Raw genomic sequence first — 17,888 nt, forward strand, 5'->3', positions numbered from 1 at the left:
GTGGGGACCCTCATCGGTAGTGGCGGCCAGGGCCGGCGAGACGCGTCGTGCGGACCGCGCCGACAGGGGCGCGGAGCCGGCGGACCCGCCCGGTTTGGCCAGGGTGTCAGCGGTGCCGCGATGATAGATGAAACTGTCGACAATGTTAAGGCGAGCCCGTGGTTGGGGCCTTGAACTTTGGTCGGCGGTGGCCGCCGGGCACAACTTCGGGATGCCAGAGCGCCGCCCTGCGCGGTACCATGAACGTTTGCCAATACACCTGAACGTCAACGGGAGGTCATATGGGAGAGCGCATCGTCTCGCCCTGCGTCGGCGTCTGCTCGACCACCCTGGGAGACCGGGTGTGTCGCGGCTGTCAGCGCACCGACAGCGAGATCCGCGACTGGCCGGCCTACAGCGGCGGCGAGCGCCGCGCCCGCCTGGTCGACATCGACCGGCTGCGTGCCGAGGTTGCCGCGCGCCACCTGGTCGTCGAGGACGCGGCACTCCTCGAGACCCAGCTGCAACGCTATCGCATTCGCTTCCGCGAGGATCAGCCGGCGCTCTCCCGGGCCGTGGAGCTGCTGCGGGTGGGCCGCGGGCGCATCCAAGAGCTCGCGCGCTACGGCCTGGCCGGCCTCGATCACCAGGATGCCGCCTCGCTGCACGCCGCGATCGCCCGTGACCTGCTCGCCACCGCGGACCGGCGCCTGGCGACCTCCTTCGATTCCACCGACCTGCCGACACCATGATGCCCTCGACCGACACCCTCGAATCGACCGCTTGCCAGGACCTGATGCCCGCCGAGCTGCTGTCCTTCCTGCCCTGTGCCACTCCGGATGCCTGGGTGGACTGGGCGCTCGACAACCCCGAACTGCTGCTGATCGATCATGCCCAGTGCGAGAAGAAGGCCGCCTCCACGGCCATGAGCCTGCTCTATCGCTATGTGGACCAGCCGCTGCTGCTCTCCAAGATGAGCCAGCTCGCCCGGGAGGAGCTGCTGCACTTCGAGCAGGTCGTCAAGCTGATGGAGGCGCGGGGAGTCGTTTATCGCCATATCAGCGCATCGCGCTATGCCGAGGGGCTGCGCCGACACGTTCGCGGGGAGGAGCCCGAGCGGCTGATCGATATCCTGATCATCGGGGCGCTGATCGAGGCGCGCAGCTGCGAGCGCTTCGCCCGGCTGATTCCGCATCTGGATGATGAACTTGCCAAGTTCTATCGCAGTCTGGTTAAGTCGGAAGGTCGCCATTTCGAGGACTATCTGATGCTGGCGCGCCGCCTGGCCACGGCGCCCATCGACGAACGCATCGCCTTCTTTTCCGATCGCGAGGCCGAGCTGGTCACCATGCCGGACACGGTCTTTCGTTTTCACAGCGGTGTGCCGGCCTGACGCCATCACTTCCGCCACGCAGGAATGCTCACCATGCGGGATGCAGCCGACGACATATACGAGAACGACCGGGATCACCTGGCACTCTTCGGCCACTTTTCACTGAACCTGGGCGACGACGTCCTGACCCAGTTCAGTTACGATAAGGTAAAGGCCCTGCTGGTCTACCTTCTGCTGCATGACCAGCCCGTCAACCGCGCCACCCTGGCCGAGCTGCTGTGGCCCGATCAGGGTCTGTCGTCGGGGCGCACCAACCTGCGTCACGCCCTGCACTGCCTGCGCCAGTCGCTGGGTGACGAGGCCGAACGGGTGCTGGCGGTGACCCGCCAGACCATCGCCTTCCGGCTGCCGGAACCCTGGCGCTTCGACATGCATCGCCTGCAGACGCTGCTCGATGGCCCCGGCGACGTGGCCACCCTCGAGGCGGCGCTGGCCTGCTACCGGGGCGATCTCGTCGAGGAGCTGCAGCTCGGAAGCTGCGCCGAATATCAGCGCTGGCTGGTGCAGGTGCGCAACGAGTGGCGCCAGCGGGTGATCCGCTTCGCCGAAGGCGTGCTCGAGCACCAGGAACCGGTGCCCGCCGAGGTGTTGGAGGCGCTGGTCAGCCGCTTCTCGGGCTACGGCCCCTTTCACGAGCGGCTGGTGCGCCAGCTTGCCGAGCAGGGGCAGCTGGCCGCCGCCCATGAGCAGTACAACGCCTACCTGCAGCTGCTGGCGCTCTCCGGTCAGCAGCCCGAGCCCGCCTTCCTGCAGCTCGCCCGCTATTGGTCCGATGCGCCGGCCGAGGGCTCGCCGCTGGGGCCCAGCGGGGCCTTCTCGCGAACCCTGGCCACGGATAGTGCGCCGCTGCGCGAGGATGAGATCGAGCAGCGGCAGCTCTCGGTCATGGCCATCCGACTGCGGCTCAAGGCCGATCTCTCGGATCGCGCCGATGCCCGCGCCTGCCTGGCGCTGCAGGTCGAGCTGATGCGCTGGCTCGAGCAGCAGTGTCACCACCTGGGCGGCTTCTGGCTGCCCGGGGCGACCGGCGGCCTGGGGCTGGCCTGCTTCGGTACCCACGGCCCGGCCCATCAGCTGGCCGAGCTGGTCGCGCTCTATGAGCACTGCCGCCGCGTGCTGCCTGAGGAGTCGCTGCGTCACTGGAGCGGCGAGGGCGAGCCACCCAGCATCGAGCTGGCCGCGGGGCTCGACAGCGGGCGCGTGGTGTATCTGCCCGAGCGCCACCTGGTCGACCCGCTGGGGCAGGTGACCCAGGGCTCCCTGGATCTGATGAGCGCCGCCGGGGGCAGCGAGCTGGTGATCTCCCAGGATGCCAGCCAGCACATGCCGCCGGCCCTGGATCTGCAGCCGCGCCTCTCTACGCGCCTGGTGGCCAGCGACGGTCGCGTGCGCCTGCGGGCGCTCGTTCTCGGCGCGAACGAAGGCGGGCGCGAGGCGCTGCCCCCAAGCCTGGTGGGCCGCGAGACCTCGCTGCGCACGCTGCGCGACGCCCTGGCCCGCGCCGGCATCGGCCTGCGCCAGAGCGTGCTGGTGCGCGGCCCCTCGGGACTCGGCAAGTCGGCGCTGCTGGTCGGATTTCGCCAGCTCGAGCAGAGCCGCGAGGCGGCGATCTGCTGGCAGCCGACCACCCGGCTCTCCGTCCAGGAGCCCTACGGCGTGGCGCGCCAGCTGCTGCGCTGGCACCTTGGCGGGCGCATCGAGGAGGCCGCGATATCGCGCCTGCTGGCCGACGACGAAGCGCTGGCACCGGATACGGATCCGCGGCTGCTGCTCGAGGAGGCGCTCGGCGTGCGCGAGCCCCGCGAGATGGCCGCACTGGCCCAGAGCGGCGAGGCCGTGGAGCTGGTGGTGGGGCTGCTGCATCGCCTGATCGGCGAGCTGACCCGCCAGCGCACCCTGGTGCTGATGATCGACGACCTGCAGTGGCTCGACGAGCCCTCCTTCAAGGTGCTGGCCGGCCTGCAGGCGCGGCTGCCGATCAACTGTCCTTTCCTGCTGGTGGCCAGCCACCACGGCCGCGAGGCCCTGCCGGCGCGCCTGCACTGGGACCAGCAGATCTCGCTGGGGCGGCTCGATCCCACCCAGTCCTCCCGGCTGCTCTCCCAGCTGGCGCGTCGCTACCGGATCCACCTCAGCCCGCGGCTGCGCGGCCAGATCATCGAGCGCTGTGACGGTGTGCCGCTCTACCTGCAGGAGATCTGCCGGCGGGTCGACATGGATCGCCGTGAGGGGCGCAGCGTGCAGCTCGACGAGCTGCCCCACGGCCTGCTGGGGCTTCTGGCCAGCCGCATCGACCAGCTCGACGGCGACCGCGAGGTGGCCCACGTGGCGGCGGTACTGGGCCGACGCTTCCGTCTCGATTTTCTCGCCGAGTGCAGCGGCTGGGAGATGAGTCGACTCTCCACGGCGCTGGAGCACATGCGCCGGCTCGAGATCATCGAGCCTACCGAGGGCGAGTCGGCCGAGCGCGAGTACCAGTTCACCCATCAGCTGCTCCAGGAGGCCGCCTACCTGGCCTGCCCGCGCGACGTGCGGGTCAGCATTCATCGCCAGGTGGTCAGCCTGATCGAGGAACACTTCCCGATGTGGATCAGTCGCCATCCCGGCGACTTCGCCACCCATCTGCGGCGCAGCGGCCACTATGCGCGCGGCGCCCGCTACTTCGAGCTGGCCGCCCGGGAGGCCCTCAAGGTCAGCGCCAACCGCACGGCGCTGAAGATGGCCGATTTCGGCCTCGCCAGCCTGCGCCACGTCGAGGATCAGGCCGAGCGTGAGATCAGCCTGCTCACCGTGCGGGGCCAGGCGGCCTTCGCCCTGGAGGGCCACGGCTCGCCCACCGCCCACGAGAGCTTCGTGCGCGCCCGGGAACTGCTGGCCCAGCAGGCGGAGAGCCCGGAGGAGGGCGGCGACCTGGAGCAGGCCTTCCTGGTCAAGTGGGGGCTGTGGGTGGGCTGCAGCCAGCGCCATGCCCATGCCGACGCCTTCTCGCTGGCCTCGCGGCTGGCCGGCCTGGCCGATCGCCTGGAGGATCCCCGCTATCGGCGCCTGGCCGACTTTGCCCGTGCCAGCTGCGAGTACTGGGCGGGGCGCATCTCCCAGGCCTATGACCACCTCGAGGAGATCGATCCGCTCAACGCCCCGATGATGATCGAGTGGCTGCCGTTCTCCGATCACCCCCAGGTGGCCGCGGCCTGCTTCCAGGGCTGGACGCTCTGCCTGCGCGGTGACTACCAGCGGGCCGAGCGGCAGGTGGAGTCGGCCATTCGCCTGGCCGAGCGCATCAATCACCCGGGCAGCCTGGCCATGGCGCTGATGTACGCCGCGGCCCTCTACCGCCAGCTGGGCCACGTGCACCTGGCCACCGTGCGCGCCGAGCGCGCCTTCGAGCTGACCGGCACGCCGGATCTGCACCTCTGGCAGGTGGCCTCGCGCTGCGTGCTGGGCTGGCAGCGGGCGCTGGCGGGCGACCGCGATGGCCTGGCCAAGATCGAGGCGGCCCTGGAGGAGTTGGCCGAGGTGACCGGGCGCGACCCTTACCAGCGTCCGGCCCTCTGGTACGTGGATGCCTGCGTGGCCCTTGGCGAGCTCTCCCGCGCCGAGGCCTACCTCGATCAGTGCCTGATGATCGCCCGCGAGCGCACCACGCTGTTCGTCTCGGAACTGGCGCTCAACCTGGCGCGGATCCGCCACCGCCTGGGGTACTCCCGTGATGAGGTCAGGAGCCTGGCTGAACAGGCCCTGGCTCACGCTCGGGAGGATGGCAACCTGCACCAGCAGCTCTCGGTGCTGGAGCTCTGGCTGACGCTGATCGACCCGCGCGACGAGGCGGCTCAGGTCGAGTTTCGCCGTCTGCTGGGCGTGGTGAGCCACGGCGATGCCCCGGTGCTGATGCGCTGGCGAAGCCTGCTCGACCGTCGACTGCCCCACGTCGAGGATCTCTCCTCATGAGGAATTGACCGCTGACGCGATGCCCGCAGACGACAACGGCGCCCCCAGGGCGCCGTTGTCGTTCGTGCTATCTGCCCCGGTGGGGGCCGGGGGCGAGTCGAGTCAGGTGGCGAGTTCCAGGGCCGCGATGCGCTCGAGCGCCTCGTCGCGATCGTCGCCACACAGCTCGGCGTCATGGTCGAAGCGCTCGCACACCGTCGGGCGGCGAGGGTCGCCGAACAGCCGGCAGAGGTTGGCGTCGTCGAGCTGAGCGCAGCGCACGCCCGCCGGCTTGCCATCGGGCATGCCGGGAATCGGCGAGCTGATCGACGGCGCGATGCAGCAGGCGCCGCAGCCCGGACGGCACTCGCCGGAGGAGGCGCTCGACGTGGCGAACCTCACGGTCGCGCCTCGGCGATGGCGCCCTTGTCGATCCCCTCGAAGGCCTGGACCCGAGTGGCGCGACCGCTCTCCCGGGCGATGGCCTCGGCCAGCCAGGCGGCGATCTGCTCCACGGTGGTAGGGGTCGGCAGCACGGCGCAGCGGCGGCGAGGCAGGCGCAGGAAGAACTGCCCCTGCTCGGCGCGGTAGCGGGTGGTCAGGCGGTCATCGAGGCCCGACTCGTCGTCCTCGACGATGTCGGCCGCGTCGACCAGGTAGCGCTCACCGAGCCAGTCGGCCCAGCGCGCCTCCAACGCCGGCTGGCGCTGGCCGGCCTGCCAGACGTGCAGCCGCGAGCGGTGGCCGTGGGCGATGCGCTGGCAGTTGCCGGCGTGGCGCTTGAGGCCGTGGCTGTAGCCGTAGGCGGCGCCCTCGATCGCCTCCTCGCGCAGGGTCAGGCGCACGGCGTCGACCCGCGGCGGCGGCCGGCGCATCAGCTCGCCGGCCAGATGGTCGGCGAGGCGCTCGGCGGTGATCTCGGGCCAGGGCAGCAGGCTCATCGCCTGGCGCGGGGCGCGCATCTCCAGCGGGTAGGGGGTGTCGCTGCGCAGGCAGAGCCCCTCCCGGCAGTCGTGCAGGGTCACGCCCGGCGCCTCGGTCGGCACCAGCAGGGTGTGGTCGACGCCGCCGTCGATGGCGCCCTTGATCCAGGGCTTCACCTCGCCGAAGTCGAAGAGCATGCCGTCCTCGCCGAGCTCGCCGTCGAGTTCGACATCGACCTGCCAGCTGGCGCCGACCAGGCCGCGCCTCGGGCACCACAGCGAGGCATCGAGCTGGGTGAGGCGGTTGACGAAGAGGGTCATCAGTCGACTCCCGCGATCTTGTGGGTCTGCAGCGACAGCCGCCACTGGGGATGGGCCAGGCAGTAGGCCACCGTCTCGGCCATGGTATTGGAAGCGCCGTCGCCCTCAAGGCCGGCGGGGGTGGTGTCCATGGGTTGCAGGAAGAAGTGGGCGAAATCCAGCCGCGCGAAGCGCTCGGGCGTGACCCCGGCCTGGGGGTGGACCAGCTTGAGCTCGTCGCCGCCGGTGACCACCAGCGGGTTGTCGCCCTTGGGACTCACGCAGAGCCAGTCGATGCCGGCGGGGGGTGGCAGGGTGCCGTTGGTCTCCACCGCGACCTCGAAGCCGCGCTCGTGCATGGCGGCCACCAGGACCTCGTCCAGCTGCAGCAGCGGCTCGCCGCCGGTGAACACCACGTAGGGCGTGGCGACACCGTCCTGATCCGGCCACAGCGCGCTCAGGTGGGCGGCCAGGGCGGCGGCATCCGCGAAGCGACCGCCGTGCTGGCCGTCGGTGCCGATGAAGTCGGTATCGCAGAAGCGGCAGGCCGCGGTGGCGCGATCCGCCTCGCGTCCCGACCAGAGGTTGCAGCCGCTGAAGCGACAGAAGACGCTGGCGCGCCCCGCCTGGCCCCCCTCGCCCTGCAGCGAGTAGAAGGCTTCCTTGACGCTGTACATCAGGAGTCTCCTGCGTCGTCAGAACGCTTTGCATGGGCGGCGGCGTCGTGCCGCTGAGCGGTGGCGGCGGGGTCGGGCCGCTGAGTAATGGCGGCGTCATCGGGCCGCTGGAAATGCGCGGCGTCATCGGGCCGCTGTAAATCGGCGGCGGCGTCATCGGGCCGCTCTGAATAGCCCAGGGGATCGACGGCGCCGTTAGCGGCGAAGGCTGCGAGGCGCTCCCGACAGCTGCCGCAGCGCCCGCAGGCGAGTGCTTCGCCGCGGTAGCAGGTCCAGGTGTCGGCGTAGTCGAGGCCCATGGCCAGGCCCTCGGCGAGAATCGCGGCCTTGCTCGAACGCAGGTAGGGCGCGTGGATCGTCACCGCCTCGAAGTTGGCGATGCCGGCCACGTCGTTCATCGCCTCGACGAAGGCGGGTCGGCAGTCCGGGTAGAGCACGTGATCGCCGCCGTGGGCGCCGTAGTCGATCCGGCCGGCGCCAATGTTGACCGCCTTGGCGATGGCTAATGAGAGCAGCACCATGTTGCGGTTGGGCACCACGGTAGCGGTCAGGTTGTCCTCGGCGTAGTCGCCCTCGGGCATTGCGCGGCTTTCGTCGGTGAGTGCCGATGAGTCGATCAGGCCGTGGATGGCGGTGATGTCGACTATCTGGTGGGGCACGCCCAGCTCGCGGCAGACGCGCGCGGCCACCTCGAGTTCACGGCGATGACGCTGGCCGTAGTCGAAGGAGAGGGCGTGGACATCGAGGCCCTCGCGCAGGGCGCGGTGCAGCACGGTAAAGGAGTCCATGCCGCCGGAGTAGATCACCACGGTGGCGGGATCGGGGGTGTGGGTCATGTCGGAAACTCTGGTCGGAGAATTTGTCGCCCCCGGCGCGTAACGAGCAACGCGTCGGGAGAGGGCGCCGGGGTCCGGTCCGGCGCGCGACAGTGTACGCAAGGCCGTCTTATCTGGCCAGAATCGGTGCCAATTGCTAGACTTTCGCGCCTTCCATCCCTGCACCCGCGGCTTCGGCCGACGGCGGTGCCATCGTCCTGACAACGGTGAATTCCATGAAAGCCCCTGAACTGCTGTCGCCCGCCGGCACCTTCAAGAACATGCGCTACGCCTTCGCCTACGGGGCGGATGCGGTCTATGCCGGCCAGCCGCGCTACTCGCTGCGCGTGCGCAACAACGACTTCAAGATCGACAACCTGCACAAGGGCATCGCCTACGCCCACGAGCGGGGCAAGCAGTTCTACGTGGCGTCCAACATCGCGCCCCACAACAGCAAGCTCAGGACCTACCTGCGCGACATGGAGCCGGTGATCGAGGCCGGGCCCGACGCGCTGATCATGTCCGATCCCGGGCTGATCATGATGATCCGCGAGCGCTGGCCCGAGCAGGTCATCCACCTCTCCGTGCAGTCCAACGTGGTCAACTACGCGGCCGCGCGCTTCTGGCAGCAGCAGGGCATCAGCCGCATCATCCTCTCGCGGGAGCTGTCGCTGGAGGAGATCGCCCAGATCCGCGCCGAGTGCCCGGATCTCGAGATCGAGACCTTCGTCCACGGCGCGCTGTGCATCGCCTATTCCGGGCGCTGCCTGCTCTCGGGCTACTTCAACCATCGCGACCCCAACCAGGGCACCTGCACCAATGCCTGCCGCTGGAAGTACAACACCGTGGCGGCCTCCGAGGACGAGACCGGCGACCTGGTGCCGGCCAACTCGGCGCGCGCCCACGCCGCCAGCGGCATCTGGACGCCGGGCCAGTCATCACCGCAGGGCGGAGGGCTGATCGCCTCGGGCGGCGGCAGTGCCGAGGCGGCTGAGATGAGTACCGCCACCGCGGGCGGCACCGAGGGGCAGGACGAGCTATCGGCGCTGATCGAGGATCGCAGCCGGCCCGGCGAGCTGATGCCGGTGTACGAGGACGAGCACGGCACCTACATCATGAACTCCAAGGACCTGCGCGCGGTGCAGCACGTGCCGCGCCTGGCCGAGATGGGCGTCACCTCGCTGAAGATCGAGGGCCGTACCAAGTCGCCTTACTACGTAGCGCGCACCGCCCAGGTCTATCGCCGCGCTATCGATGACGCCGTGGCCGGCCGCCCCTTCGACATGCGCCTGATGGACGAGCTCGATAACCTCGCCAACCGCGGCTACACGGAGGGCTTCTACCGCCGCCACGTCCACGACCAGTACCAGAACTACGAACAGGGCAACTCGGTGGGGGTGCACCAGCAGTTCGTCGGCGAGGTCACCGCCTATGACCCGGATCGCGGCGTGCTGGAGATCGACGTCAAGAACCGCTTCGAGGTCGGCGACTCCATGGAGCTGATGCTGCCCGGCGGCAACCGCCGCTTCGCGCTCGAGCACATCGAGAACCGTCGCGGCGAGTCGGTGGGGGCGGCGCCGGGCTCCGGTCACGTGGTGCGCATTCCCGTGCCGGGTGAGGCGATCTCGCCCGAGCGCATCGAGTTCGCGCTGCTGATGCGCGACCTCTGATTCACCGCGCGGCTGGACTTCCTCGGCCGCCGGCGACATGGTAGGGGACGATTGACCGTCGAACAGCGAGACGTCGAACCGTTGGCAGTCGAACAGGGAGCGCCATGGCGACCATCGAACACAGCGCGATTCTCAAGGCATCCCCGGAGCGGGTCTTCGCCCTGCTCGAGCGGGTCGAGGACTTTGCCGACTATTCCGACCTGATCAAGGCGATCGAGCCGCTGGGGCAGGATCGCTACCGCTGGCACGTGCACGCGGTGGGAATGGACTGGACCTTCGATGTCGCCATCACCGAGGCGCGTGCGCCGGAGGTGCTGGCCTGGGAGTCGCTGGACGGCGTCCACAATCAGGGCTGCTATCGCCTGACCCCGGTAGAGGGCGGTACCCAAGTGGCCCTGACCCTGACCTACACGATTCGTAATCGCCTGCTGGAGAAGGCCGTCAATCGAGCGGCCAGGCCCCTGGTGGGCAAGGTCAGCCGACAGATCCTGGAGCGCGTCGAGGCGCGGCTCTAGCCGGCAGGCGCCTGACCTCGCGCGCCCTGCGCGGCCAACTAACGACGCCGCCCGTCACGATGACGGGCGGCGTCGTTGTTTGCCGCGTGACCTCGGGGCGACATCCTCAGCCCTTGCGCAGCGAGGCATCGAGGTGATCGACGACCTCGGCCCAGTCGGCGTCCTCCTGGAGGGCCTCGCGCAGAAACTCCGCCTGGCCCTCGTTCCAGCAGGGCGCGTCCGGTAGCGCGATTTCCTCGGGAATCGGCGCGTGGCGATCGATGAAGCGCTTGATGGCCGCGTGATCCGAGGCGAGGCCAAGCTGCTCGAAGAGTTCGGTGAAGGGGTGGTCGGGATGTTCCATGGATTGACTCCTGCTGACCGGTGAGGGTCCTCTCACCTTAACGATTTCCGCCTCGGCGTGCATGATGCGCGTCAACGCTCGCCGACCAGCGGCGTGAGAAAGCGCCCGCGTCGCTCGTGCTCCTCTAGTGGTTGAGCCAGCAGGTGGACCAGCTTGGCGAAGGTGGCCTCGGGGGTCATGTCCTCGGCGCTGAGCACGCCGGCATCGCTCAGTCCCTGGCCCGCGGCGTAGTCGCCGAAGGCCACCGCGCCACGGGGGCACTGGCTGAGGGCGGCCAGCAGCTTACCCTCGCCGCTCGCCCGGGCCAGCGCCCCGATCAGCGCCGGGTCGTCCGGCAGGTTGCCGCCGCCCCACACCTCCAGCACCGCGCCTTTGACGCGCTCGTCGCCGAGCCAGGCCTCGACCTGCCAGGCTTCGAGGCCGGGCCACAGGGCCAGGCGGACCACGCCGCCGGCCGCCAGTGGCGCATAGTCCGGCAGCTCGAAGCGCGGTGCGCCGCGCTGGTGATCGGCCAGGCCGCGGCCGGGGTAGAGCACCACCTCATCGTCGACCCTTTCGCCGAGCGGCGCGAGGTTAGGGCTTTCGAAGGCGGCGGCGTCCTGGGTCTGCCACTTGCGGGTGCGACAGCCGCGCAGCAGCCTGCCGGCGAAGCAGATCGTCATCTCCTGCAGGCGCGGCGTCATGGCGAAGCGCAGGGCATCCGCGACGTTGGCGGTGGCGTCGCTGCCCTCGGCCTCCAGGGGGCGCATGGCGCCGGTGAGGATCACCGGGCGATCGATGCCCTGCAGCTGGAAGGCCAGGCTCGAGGCCGTCCAGGCCAGGGTGTCGGTGCCGTGGAGGATGACGATGCCGGCATGGCGGCGGTAGTGGCGGGCCACCAGCGCGGCCAACGCCTGCCAGTCCCTCGGCGTGGCACTGCTGGAGTCGATGGGGCGGTCGGTCTCGAGCACCTCGAAGGCGGGCAGGCTGGCCTGACGGGCCGGGGGCAGGGTGGCCAGCGCCCGGCGCAGGCGGGCCTCGATGTCATGACCCGGCGTGAGCCCTTGAGGGCCTTGCACCATGCCCAGGGTGCCACCGGTGTAGATCACCAGTATGGGGGCGTCGAGGTCGGGTCCGGCGGTCATGGGGGCTCCTGGCGGGTCGAGCGGTCGGGGTCCCCATGATACGGCCGGTGCGGCGCCAGGCAAGTCGCCGGCGTCAATTGCCCTGGGTGACCGCCGCGCCGTCGGTGAGGGCGTCGCCAGGGTGGGTCACGATGCGCTCCCCGGCCTCGAGGCCCTCGAGGACCTGGCTGGCGAGCCCGCTCTGGCGGCCGATCTTCAGGTGGCGAAGCCGGGCGCGGCCGTCCTCGACTGCGAAGGCCGCCCAGCGGCCATCGTCGCGAAAGAGGGCGCTGGTAGGTACCTGCAACACGTCATCGGCCTGCCAGATCAGGAACTCCACCTCGACCCGGAAGCCAGTGCCGAGCCCCTGGGCGGCGGCGTCGGTCCCCTCGGCGAAGTCGATGACCACCGGGACCCGCTGCTCATCGACCCCCAGCGCCGAGACGCGGGTGAAGCCGGCCGGCTCGATGCGCCGGACGCTGCCGGACAGCGGTGCCCCGCCCCAGCCGGTGATGTGCACGTCCATGCCCGACTTCAGGCGGACCGCGTCCATGGAGAGCAGATCGACGAGGATCTCCATGTCCGCCAGTCGGCCGATCTCGACGATCGGCTGGCCGGCCTCCACCGCGCCCTCGCAGCAGCGGAACCGCTCGAGCACCACACCGGTCACCGGGGCGGCCACCTCGAGCATCGGCTGCTCGGTGCCGCTGCGCTGGCCGCTGGTCACCGCGAGCACCGCCCGGGCACTCTCCACCTCGAAACTCGCCGCCTCCACGCTCGATGCTGCTGACCGCTCCAGCGCGCGCTGGCGATCGCGCAGGCTCTCGCGATGCTCCAGGTCGGCGGTCGAGACCAGGTTGCGCTCATGCAGCCGTTGATAGCGCCGGTACTCGGCCTCGGCGAAGCGCTTCTCGGCCCGGGCCGTCTCCAGGTTGGCCTCGGCGGCGTGGAGGCGGGCCCGTGCGGCCTGAAGGGCGTCCTCGGCCTGCTCGCGACTGCGCGCATCCAGGGCGGGCGCCGGGCTCGGCTCGAGGCGGAACAGCACCTGGCCCTGTTCGACGGCGTCGCCCACCTCAAGCATCACCCGCCGCAGGTAGCCGGTGATCGGGGCCGTGACGTGCCAGGTGTCGCGAAGGCGGGTGCGTCCCTCCTCGTTGACCGAGTCGACGAAGGGGGCGCTTTGAACCGTGACCGTGTTCACGCGGACCGGCATCGGGCGCAGTGCCCAGATCAGCAGGCCCAGCGCGATCAGGGCGGCCAGGGCCCAGAGCAGGCGGCGAAGGGTGAGCAGCTGACGGGACATAGCGGACTCCATGTCGGTCGGCGACGGTCGGTCGAGGACGCAGGGGCGGGGCTCACTCCGGCGCCTTGAGGACGGCGACCTTGTCCAGGTGCCACAGTCGGCGCAGCATCAGCAGCCCCACCAGCGCCGAGCCCGCCACCACGCCGGCCGCCGAGAGGCCGAAGAGGCGCGGTGTGAAGATCAGCGGAATACGAAATAGGTCGCTGCTGAACGCCTCGCTGAGCAGGGTGCAGAAGGCTGCGCCGAAGGCCCAGCCCGGCAGGATGGCCAGCCCCCCCAGCAGGGCGATCTCCCCCAGCAGTATCCGTGATACCTCTGCCCGGGTGTAGCCCAGCACGAGCAGGGTGGCCAGTTCCCGGGAGCGCTCGGCGAAGCTGATCCGGGCGTTGTTGTAGATCACCCCGAAGCCGATCGAGCCGGCCAGGGCCACGAACACGATCGCGAACACATGAAGCGTCTCGTCCAGGTAGCGGCGCACGCCGCGTTCGGCCTCATCCATCAAGCCGATGCCCGCCACCACCGGCAGGTCATGCAGCTCATCGATCAGGGCATCGCGCCGGTTATCGTCGACCTGCAGCCAGGCCCCGCCGATCGCAGGACCCTCCCGCATCAGTCGATTGAGGCGATCGCGGCGCAGGTAGGCACCGACCCCGACCGGTTCGTCCACCAGGGCGGCCACGGGCAGTGACAGACGACGGCGGTGGCCCTCCATGATCGCCACCTCCAGGCGATCGCCGGCTCCGACTCCCAGCCACTCGCCCAGGTAGCGGGTCAGTACCAGGCCCTCGGGGGGCAGGGGTTGTGCGTTGCCTGCCGCGTCCACGATCGGGCGCAGGCGCGGCGTGGCCTCGAGCCCCGTCAGGCTGGTCCGGTAGCGGCGATGGCCATGGATCAGGGTGGCGGGGACCCGGCGCCAGGGCTCCACGGCCAGCACGCCGGGCAGGTGGCGAAGCTCGCCCAGGGCCCTGACCGGGGTGGGGTCGTTGAAGGTCAGCTCGATGTCCATGCGCAGGAGGTCCCGGTACTGGCGGTCCAGCATCTGGTCCAGCGCGGCGATCTGCCAGGCGCCCATCATCAAGAGACCCGCCGAGAGGGCGATGCCGATCACCGACAGGGCCATCTTGGCCGGTTGCCGGGCCAGCTGGCGCAGGATGATCCGTCCTTCACCGCCCAGGGCATGGCGAAGCGCGGAGCGCTCGAGCCAGCTGCGCCGGAAGCGCTGCGGCGCCGGCGGTCGCATCGCCTCGGCGGGCGGTGCGCTGACCGACTGCCAGACGGCCCGCCAGGTGCCCGCCAGCGCCGACAGGCCGGCCAACAGCAGCGACAGCGCAAGCGCCCAGGGCGGAACCGGGAAACGCATCTCGGGGAAGCGGAAATAGTCGGCATAGAGGCCGGCCATCCAGCGGGCGGTCCAGGCGCCGAGCCCCACGCCCAGTGCCCAGCCCAGCAGCACGATCAGCAGGGCGAGCCCGGCGTAGTGGCGTGCCAGCTCGGCGTCGCGGTAGCCGAAGGCCTTGAGGATGGCGATCTGTTCGCGCTGGGTCTGGATGATCCGGGTCATCACGACATTCAGCAGGAAGGCCGAGACCAGCAGGAAGATGGTGGGCAGGATCCTGGCCTGGGCGCGCTGCTGATCCAGCTCCTCCTCAAGGAAGCGATGGGACGGCTGGTCGTGGCGGGTGCGGGCACCGGTGCTGCCGTAGCGGGCGAGGGCCAGGTCCAGGGCGTCGATGATGGTTTCCCGATCTGCCCCTGACTGGAGGGTCAGCGAGAGCTGGTTGAAGGCGCCCTCCATGCCGTAGGCGTCGGCCAGCGCCTCCTGGTTCATCCAGAGGATGGCATAGCGCCGGTAGTCGGGAACCAGGTCAGCGGGGCCGGCCTGGTAGAGGAACTCGGGGCTCAGGGCGATGCCGTTGAGAACCAGGCGGGTACGGCGTCCATTGATGATCGCCTCGAGGCTGTCCCCGGGGGTGAGCCCGTGGGCCTCGGCGAAGGCGTCGCTCACCACCACCTGCCCCTCGCGGCCTGCGGTGGGCAGCTGGCCCGCTATTAGGTGAAGTCGGTTGAGCGTCGGCTGACGGCCGTCGGGAATCGAGACCAGCTGGCCGCGCACCGGGTCCTCGAAGTCGGGGACCCTGAGCCTCACTGGCGCGGTTACGCGCGCCTCGATGAGGTTGACCCCGGGCACTCGCTGCAGGCGCTCGACGAGCCCGAGCGGTGCGCGCGTGACGTCGGCGAACACCTCGGCGAAGTGATGGCTGGCATAGAAGCGTTCCTGGGCACGGGTCAGGGCGTCGAGCATCGTCACCGCGAGGATCAGCGTCATCACCCCACCCGCGACCACCACGGCGATGGCCAGCGCCTGGCCCTTCAGCCGACCGAGGTCGCGCAGCAGCTTGCGATGCAGGGCTTTCACTGGCTCACCACCGAAGCTCTTTGGCGCGGCGGCGCCGCGTCGGCACCGTGATGCCCTCCACACGGCCGTCGCGCAGGTGCACGACTCGGTCGGCCATGTCGCCGATCACCGCGTTGTGGGTGATGATCGCCATGGTGGTGTCGGACTCGCGGTTGAGGGTCTCGATCACCTCGAGCACGCGAATGCCGGTGTGCGAGTCCAGCGCGCCGGTCGGCTCATCGCAGAGCAGCAGCGAGGGTCGCTTGGCGATGGCCCGGGCGATGGCCACTCGCTGCTGTTCGCCGCCGGAGAGCTGGGAGGGGAAGTGATCGAGCCGATCCTCGAGTCCGACCCGGGACAGGGCCGCCTCGGGCGTCAGCGGGTCGCGGCTGATGTCGGTGACCATCGCCACGTTTTCGCGGGCGGTGAGGCTGGCGATCAGGTTGTAGAACTGGAAGACGAAGCCCACGTGATGGCGCCGGTAGGCCGTCAGCTGGCGCTGGGAGGCGTGGGTCAGGTCGTCGTCGCCGACGTGCACGGTGCCGGACGAGGCGCGGTCCAGGCCGCCGAGGATGTTGAGCAGGGTCGACTTGCCGGAGCCGGAAGCGCCGAGCATCACGATGAGTTCGCCGCGATGCAGGTCGAGGTCGACGCCACGCAGCGCCTGGATGGTGACCTCGCCCATGCGGTAGTGCCGGGTCAGCCCTCGGGTCGTCAGGACCACGTCGCTGTCGTTGTCCATCCGCCGCGCTCCTCCCGCCTCTCGACTGGAGTCTAGCGGGTGAGCAGCCGTCCCGCGTCGTCGACCTCCAGGCGACGGTTGCGCCCGGCGAACAGCGCGAAGCCCATGCTGACGGCGACGATGCCCAGCAGCACGCGGGTCAGGACGGTCAGCCCCACGTCGAACTGTAGCATCACGCCGATTGCCAGCGGGCCCAGTGCGGCCAGGGTGTAGCCGCCGCCCTGTACCAGCCCCGAGAGCTTGCCGGCCAGCCGCGAGTCGGCGGTGCGCAGCACGATCAGGGTGAGGGCGAGGCTGAAGCCGCCGCCCTGGCCGAGGCCCAGCAGCGCGGCGCCGGGCCAGCGCCACATGGCCGGCGCCTGCAGCAGCAGCCAGAAGCCGCTGGCGACCATGGTCAGCACGAGCAGCAGGGCGGGGCGCTGGTCGCCCCCCAGGCGCGCCAGCCAGGGCGCCGACAGCGCCGAGATCAGCTGCACCATTACCGAGGCCCCCATCATCCAGCCGGCCTCGGCCTCGCTGTAACCACGCGCCATCAGCAGGGTGGGCAGCCAGCCGAAGACGATGTAGGCGAGCGACGACTGGCTGCCCATGAAGAGCATTACCTGCCAGGCCAGCGGCTGGCTCAGCAGCTCGCGAAGGGAGCCGCCGGTGTCGGGCGCGGCCTTGGCGGCGTCGTGGCGGGGCATCAGCAGTCGCCAGGCGACCAGGGCGGCCAGCGCCAGCAGGGTCCAGCTGGCGAGCCCCGTGGACCAGTTCCCCAGCCGATCGGCGAGCGGCACGCTGAGCCCCGCCCCCAGGGCACCACCCAGGCACAGGGCCATGGTATAGACGCCGGTCATCAGGTCGGCCCCGGCCGGCAGCTCGCGCTTGACCAGCGCCGGTAGCAGGGTGCCGGCCACGCCGATGGCGGCGCCCACCATCAAGGTGCCGCCAAACAGCGCGACGATAGCCGGCACGCCGCGCAGCGCAAGGCCGCCGGCCAGCAGCAGCAGGGCGGCGGCCAGGGTGTTCTCGGGGCCGAAGCGCTTGGCGAGCCAGGGCGCCAGCGGGGCGAAGATCCCCAGGCAGAGCACCGGCAGGGTGGTCAGGGCGCCGATCGACAGCGCCGATAGCCCCGTATCCTGCTGGATGCGCGCCAGCAGCGGGGCCAGGGTGGAGAGGGCCGGGCGCAGGTTGAGCCCGACCAGCACCATCAAGCCGATGAACAGCGCCAGGCGGCGAGAGTCGAGGGCTCGAACCTCGGGGCGCGCGGCGTCGGTATCAAGTGGCCTAATGGTGCCTCCCGCGTCGCTTCAGCGACCGGGTAGCGTAGCGCGAGTCGAACGGTTCGGGCGTCTCGAGCTCGTCCTCGGCCCGGAAGGTGACCTCGCCGGGAAGCGTCGGCGTATCGGGATCGATGCGCGAGCGGATGCCCGAGACATCCTCGCTGCTGACCAGGCCCGAGCCGCCGACATGGCTCGCCGGCTCGGCGATCAGGGAGCCTTCGAAGCTCCAGCAGCGCTGGGGCACCTGGCTGACGCGCCACAGGCGTTCTCGCCAGTGGGCCTGTCCATCGTCGGTGAGCGTCAGCTCGTCCAGCGGTATCAGCGCCGCGAACAGCCGGGCATTGAAGACCAGGCCGCCCCCCGCCATGCGCACGGCACCTCGGTACTCGCCGCGCGCCAGCTCGGCGAGTACCTGCTTGCGTTTGGCCTTGGGATCCAGTTCGGCCTGGCCACACAGGTGCAGCAGGTCTCGATCGATCTGCTTGATGACCCAGACCTTGACGGGAGGACGGTGGAACAGTCGTTTCAGCTTGAGCAT

At 70.1% G+C, this 17,888-nt stretch carries 15 protein-coding genes and 1 pseudogene; 5 read left to right on the forward strand and 11 right to left on the reverse strand.

The annotated features are described in order from the left end of the window. Positions 1 to 281: 281 nt before the first annotated feature. The 3 genes from RSO68_RS00770 to RSO68_RS00780 are packed head-to-tail and all read left to right on the forward strand — an operon-like array spanning position 282 to position 5,320. The gene (locus RSO68_RS00770; protein WP_089848704.1) at positions 282 to 731 is read left to right on the forward strand and encodes a DUF1289 domain-containing protein; all 450 of its coding nucleotides are present in this window, start codon (positions 282 to 284) and stop codon (positions 729 to 731) included. Beyond that, positions 731 to 1,372 (forward strand): tRNA-(ms[2]io[6]A)-hydroxylase, encoded by a 642-nt coding sequence (miaE, locus tag RSO68_RS00775; protein WP_315585078.1) that lies wholly within the window; start codon positions 731 to 733, stop codon positions 1,370 to 1,372. Before RSO68_RS00770 ends, miaE begins: the two co-directional genes overlap by 1 nt. 33 nt (positions 1,373 to 1,405) lie before the next feature. Then, entirely contained in the window at positions 1,406 to 5,320 is a 3,915-nt protein-coding gene (locus RSO68_RS00780; RefSeq protein WP_315585079.1) for an AAA family ATPase, read from the forward strand. A gap of 102 nt (positions 5,321 to 5,422) precedes the next feature. Here the strand turns inward: RSO68_RS00780 and RSO68_RS00785 are convergent, their stop codons facing one another. From RSO68_RS00785 to queC, 4 genes and pseudogenes are all read right to left on the reverse strand, one after another. Further along, positions 5,423 to 5,701: a YkgJ family cysteine cluster protein gene (locus RSO68_RS00785; protein ID WP_315585080.1), complete on the reverse strand. Its 279-nt coding sequence runs from the start codon at positions 5,699 to 5,701 to the stop codon at positions 5,423 to 5,425. Further along, the gene (locus tag RSO68_RS00790) at positions 5,698 to 6,543 is read right to left on the reverse strand and encodes a 6-carboxytetrahydropterin synthase (RefSeq protein ID WP_315585081.1); all 846 of its coding nucleotides are present in this window, start codon (positions 6,541 to 6,543) and stop codon (positions 5,698 to 5,700) included. The genes RSO68_RS00785 and RSO68_RS00790 overlap by 4 nt, the downstream gene beginning before the upstream one ends. After that, positions 6,543 to 7,199: a 7-carboxy-7-deazaguanine synthase gene (queE, locus tag RSO68_RS00795; RefSeq protein WP_315585082.1), complete on the reverse strand. Its 657-nt coding sequence runs from the start codon at positions 7,197 to 7,199 to the stop codon at positions 6,543 to 6,545. The genes RSO68_RS00790 and queE overlap by 1 nt, the downstream gene beginning before the upstream one ends. Positions 7,200 to 7,366: 167 nt before the next feature. Next, positions 7,367 to 8,035: pseudogene (gene queC, locus RSO68_RS00800) on the reverse strand (7-cyano-7-deazaguanine synthase QueC); the annotation flags it as partial. Between the two features lie 215 nt (positions 8,036 to 8,250). Here queC and trhP point away from each other — a divergent pair. Together trhP and RSO68_RS00810 are read left to right on the forward strand one after the other, a co-directional pair. Continuing rightward, positions 8,251 to 9,684, forward strand: coding sequence for a prephenate-dependent tRNA uridine(34) hydroxylase TrhP (gene trhP / locus RSO68_RS00805; RefSeq protein ID WP_089848691.1), 1,434 nt, complete (start codon positions 8,251 to 8,253; stop codon positions 9,682 to 9,684). Between the two features lie 104 nt (positions 9,685 to 9,788). After that, the gene (locus RSO68_RS00810; RefSeq protein ID WP_089848689.1) at positions 9,789 to 10,199 is read left to right on the forward strand and encodes an SRPBCC family protein; all 411 of its coding nucleotides are present in this window, start codon (positions 9,789 to 9,791) and stop codon (positions 10,197 to 10,199) included. A 106-nt stretch (positions 10,200 to 10,305) separates the two neighbouring features. Here RSO68_RS00810 and RSO68_RS00815 read toward each other — a convergent pair whose 3' ends face one another. The 7 genes from RSO68_RS00815 to RSO68_RS00845 all read right to left on the reverse strand — a co-directional run bounded on the left by RSO68_RS00815 (position 10,306) and on the right by RSO68_RS00845 (position 17,888). Continuing rightward, positions 10,306 to 10,542: a DUF2789 domain-containing protein gene (locus RSO68_RS00815; RefSeq protein ID WP_315585083.1), complete on the reverse strand. Its 237-nt coding sequence runs from the start codon at positions 10,540 to 10,542 to the stop codon at positions 10,306 to 10,308. 71 nt (positions 10,543 to 10,613) lie between these two features. After that, a complete protein-coding gene (locus RSO68_RS00820) occupies positions 10,614 to 11,666 on the reverse strand; it encodes an asparaginase (protein ID WP_315585084.1) in 1,053 nt (350 codons plus the stop codon). Between the two features lie 73 nt (positions 11,667 to 11,739). Further along, the gene (locus RSO68_RS00825; protein WP_315585085.1) at positions 11,740 to 12,948 is read right to left on the reverse strand and encodes an efflux RND transporter periplasmic adaptor subunit; all 1,209 of its coding nucleotides are present in this window, start codon (positions 12,946 to 12,948) and stop codon (positions 11,740 to 11,742) included. 52 nt (positions 12,949 to 13,000) lie between these two features. Further along, a complete protein-coding gene (locus RSO68_RS00830) occupies positions 13,001 to 15,364 on the reverse strand; it encodes an ABC transporter permease (protein ID WP_315585086.1) in 2,364 nt (787 codons plus the stop codon). A 4-nt stretch (positions 15,365 to 15,368) separates the two neighbouring features. Further along, positions 15,369 to 16,085, reverse strand: a complete 717-nt coding sequence (locus tag RSO68_RS00835) for an ABC transporter ATP-binding protein (protein WP_315585087.1) — start codon at positions 16,083 to 16,085, stop codon at positions 15,369 to 15,371. A gap of 32 nt (positions 16,086 to 16,117) precedes the next feature. Further along, positions 16,118 to 17,278: an MFS transporter gene (locus tag RSO68_RS00840; protein WP_315585727.1), complete on the reverse strand. Its 1,161-nt coding sequence runs from the start codon at positions 17,276 to 17,278 to the stop codon at positions 16,118 to 16,120. A gap of 76 nt (positions 17,279 to 17,354) precedes the next feature. Then, positions 17,355 to 17,888, reverse strand: a complete 534-nt coding sequence (locus tag RSO68_RS00845; protein WP_315585088.1) for a hypothetical protein — start codon at positions 17,886 to 17,888, stop codon at positions 17,355 to 17,357.

The organism is Halomonas saccharevitans (assembly GCF_032333995.1).
GTDB classification, from domain to species: domain Bacteria; phylum Pseudomonadota; class Gammaproteobacteria; order Pseudomonadales; family Halomonadaceae; genus Halomonas; species Halomonas saccharevitans.

Coding starts and splice junctions, on each gene's coding strand:
- RSO68_RS00770 (WP_089848704.1), top strand. CDS start 282: ATGGGAGAGCGCATCGTCTCGCCCTGCGTCGGCGTCTGCTCGACCACC.
- miaE (WP_315585078.1), top strand. CDS start 731: ATGCCCTCGACCGACACCCTCGAATCGACCGCTTGCCAGGACCTGATG.
- RSO68_RS00780 (WP_315585079.1), top strand. CDS start 1,406: ATGCGGGATGCAGCCGACGACATATACGAGAACGACCGGGATCACCTG.
- RSO68_RS00790 (WP_315585081.1), bottom strand. CDS start 6,543: ATGACCCTCTTCGTCAACCGCCTCACCCAGCTCGATGCCTCGCTGTGG.
- queE (WP_315585082.1), bottom strand. CDS start 7,199: ATGTACAGCGTCAAGGAAGCCTTCTACTCGCTGCAGGGCGAGGGGGGC.
- trhP (WP_089848691.1), top strand. CDS start 8,251: ATGAAAGCCCCTGAACTGCTGTCGCCCGCCGGCACCTTCAAGAACATG.
- RSO68_RS00810 (WP_089848689.1), top strand. CDS start 9,789: ATGGCGACCATCGAACACAGCGCGATTCTCAAGGCATCCCCGGAGCGG.
- RSO68_RS00815 (WP_315585083.1), bottom strand. CDS start 10,542: ATGGAACATCCCGACCACCCCTTCACCGAACTCTTCGAGCAGCTTGGC.
- RSO68_RS00820 (WP_315585084.1), bottom strand. CDS start 11,666: ATGACCGCCGGACCCGACCTCGACGCCCCCATACTGGTGATCTACACC.
- RSO68_RS00825 (WP_315585085.1), bottom strand. CDS start 12,948: ATGTCCCGTCAGCTGCTCACCCTTCGCCGCCTGCTCTGGGCCCTGGCC.
- RSO68_RS00835 (WP_315585087.1), bottom strand. CDS start 16,085: ATGGACAACGACAGCGACGTGGTCCTGACGACCCGAGGGCTGACCCGG.
- RSO68_RS00840 (WP_315585727.1), bottom strand. CDS start 17,278: ATGGTGCTGGTCGGGCTCAACCTGCGCCCGGCCCTCTCCACCCTGGCC.
- RSO68_RS00845 (WP_315585088.1), bottom strand. CDS start 17,888: ATGCTCAAGCTGAAACGACTGTTCCACCGTCCTCCCGTCAAGGTCTGG.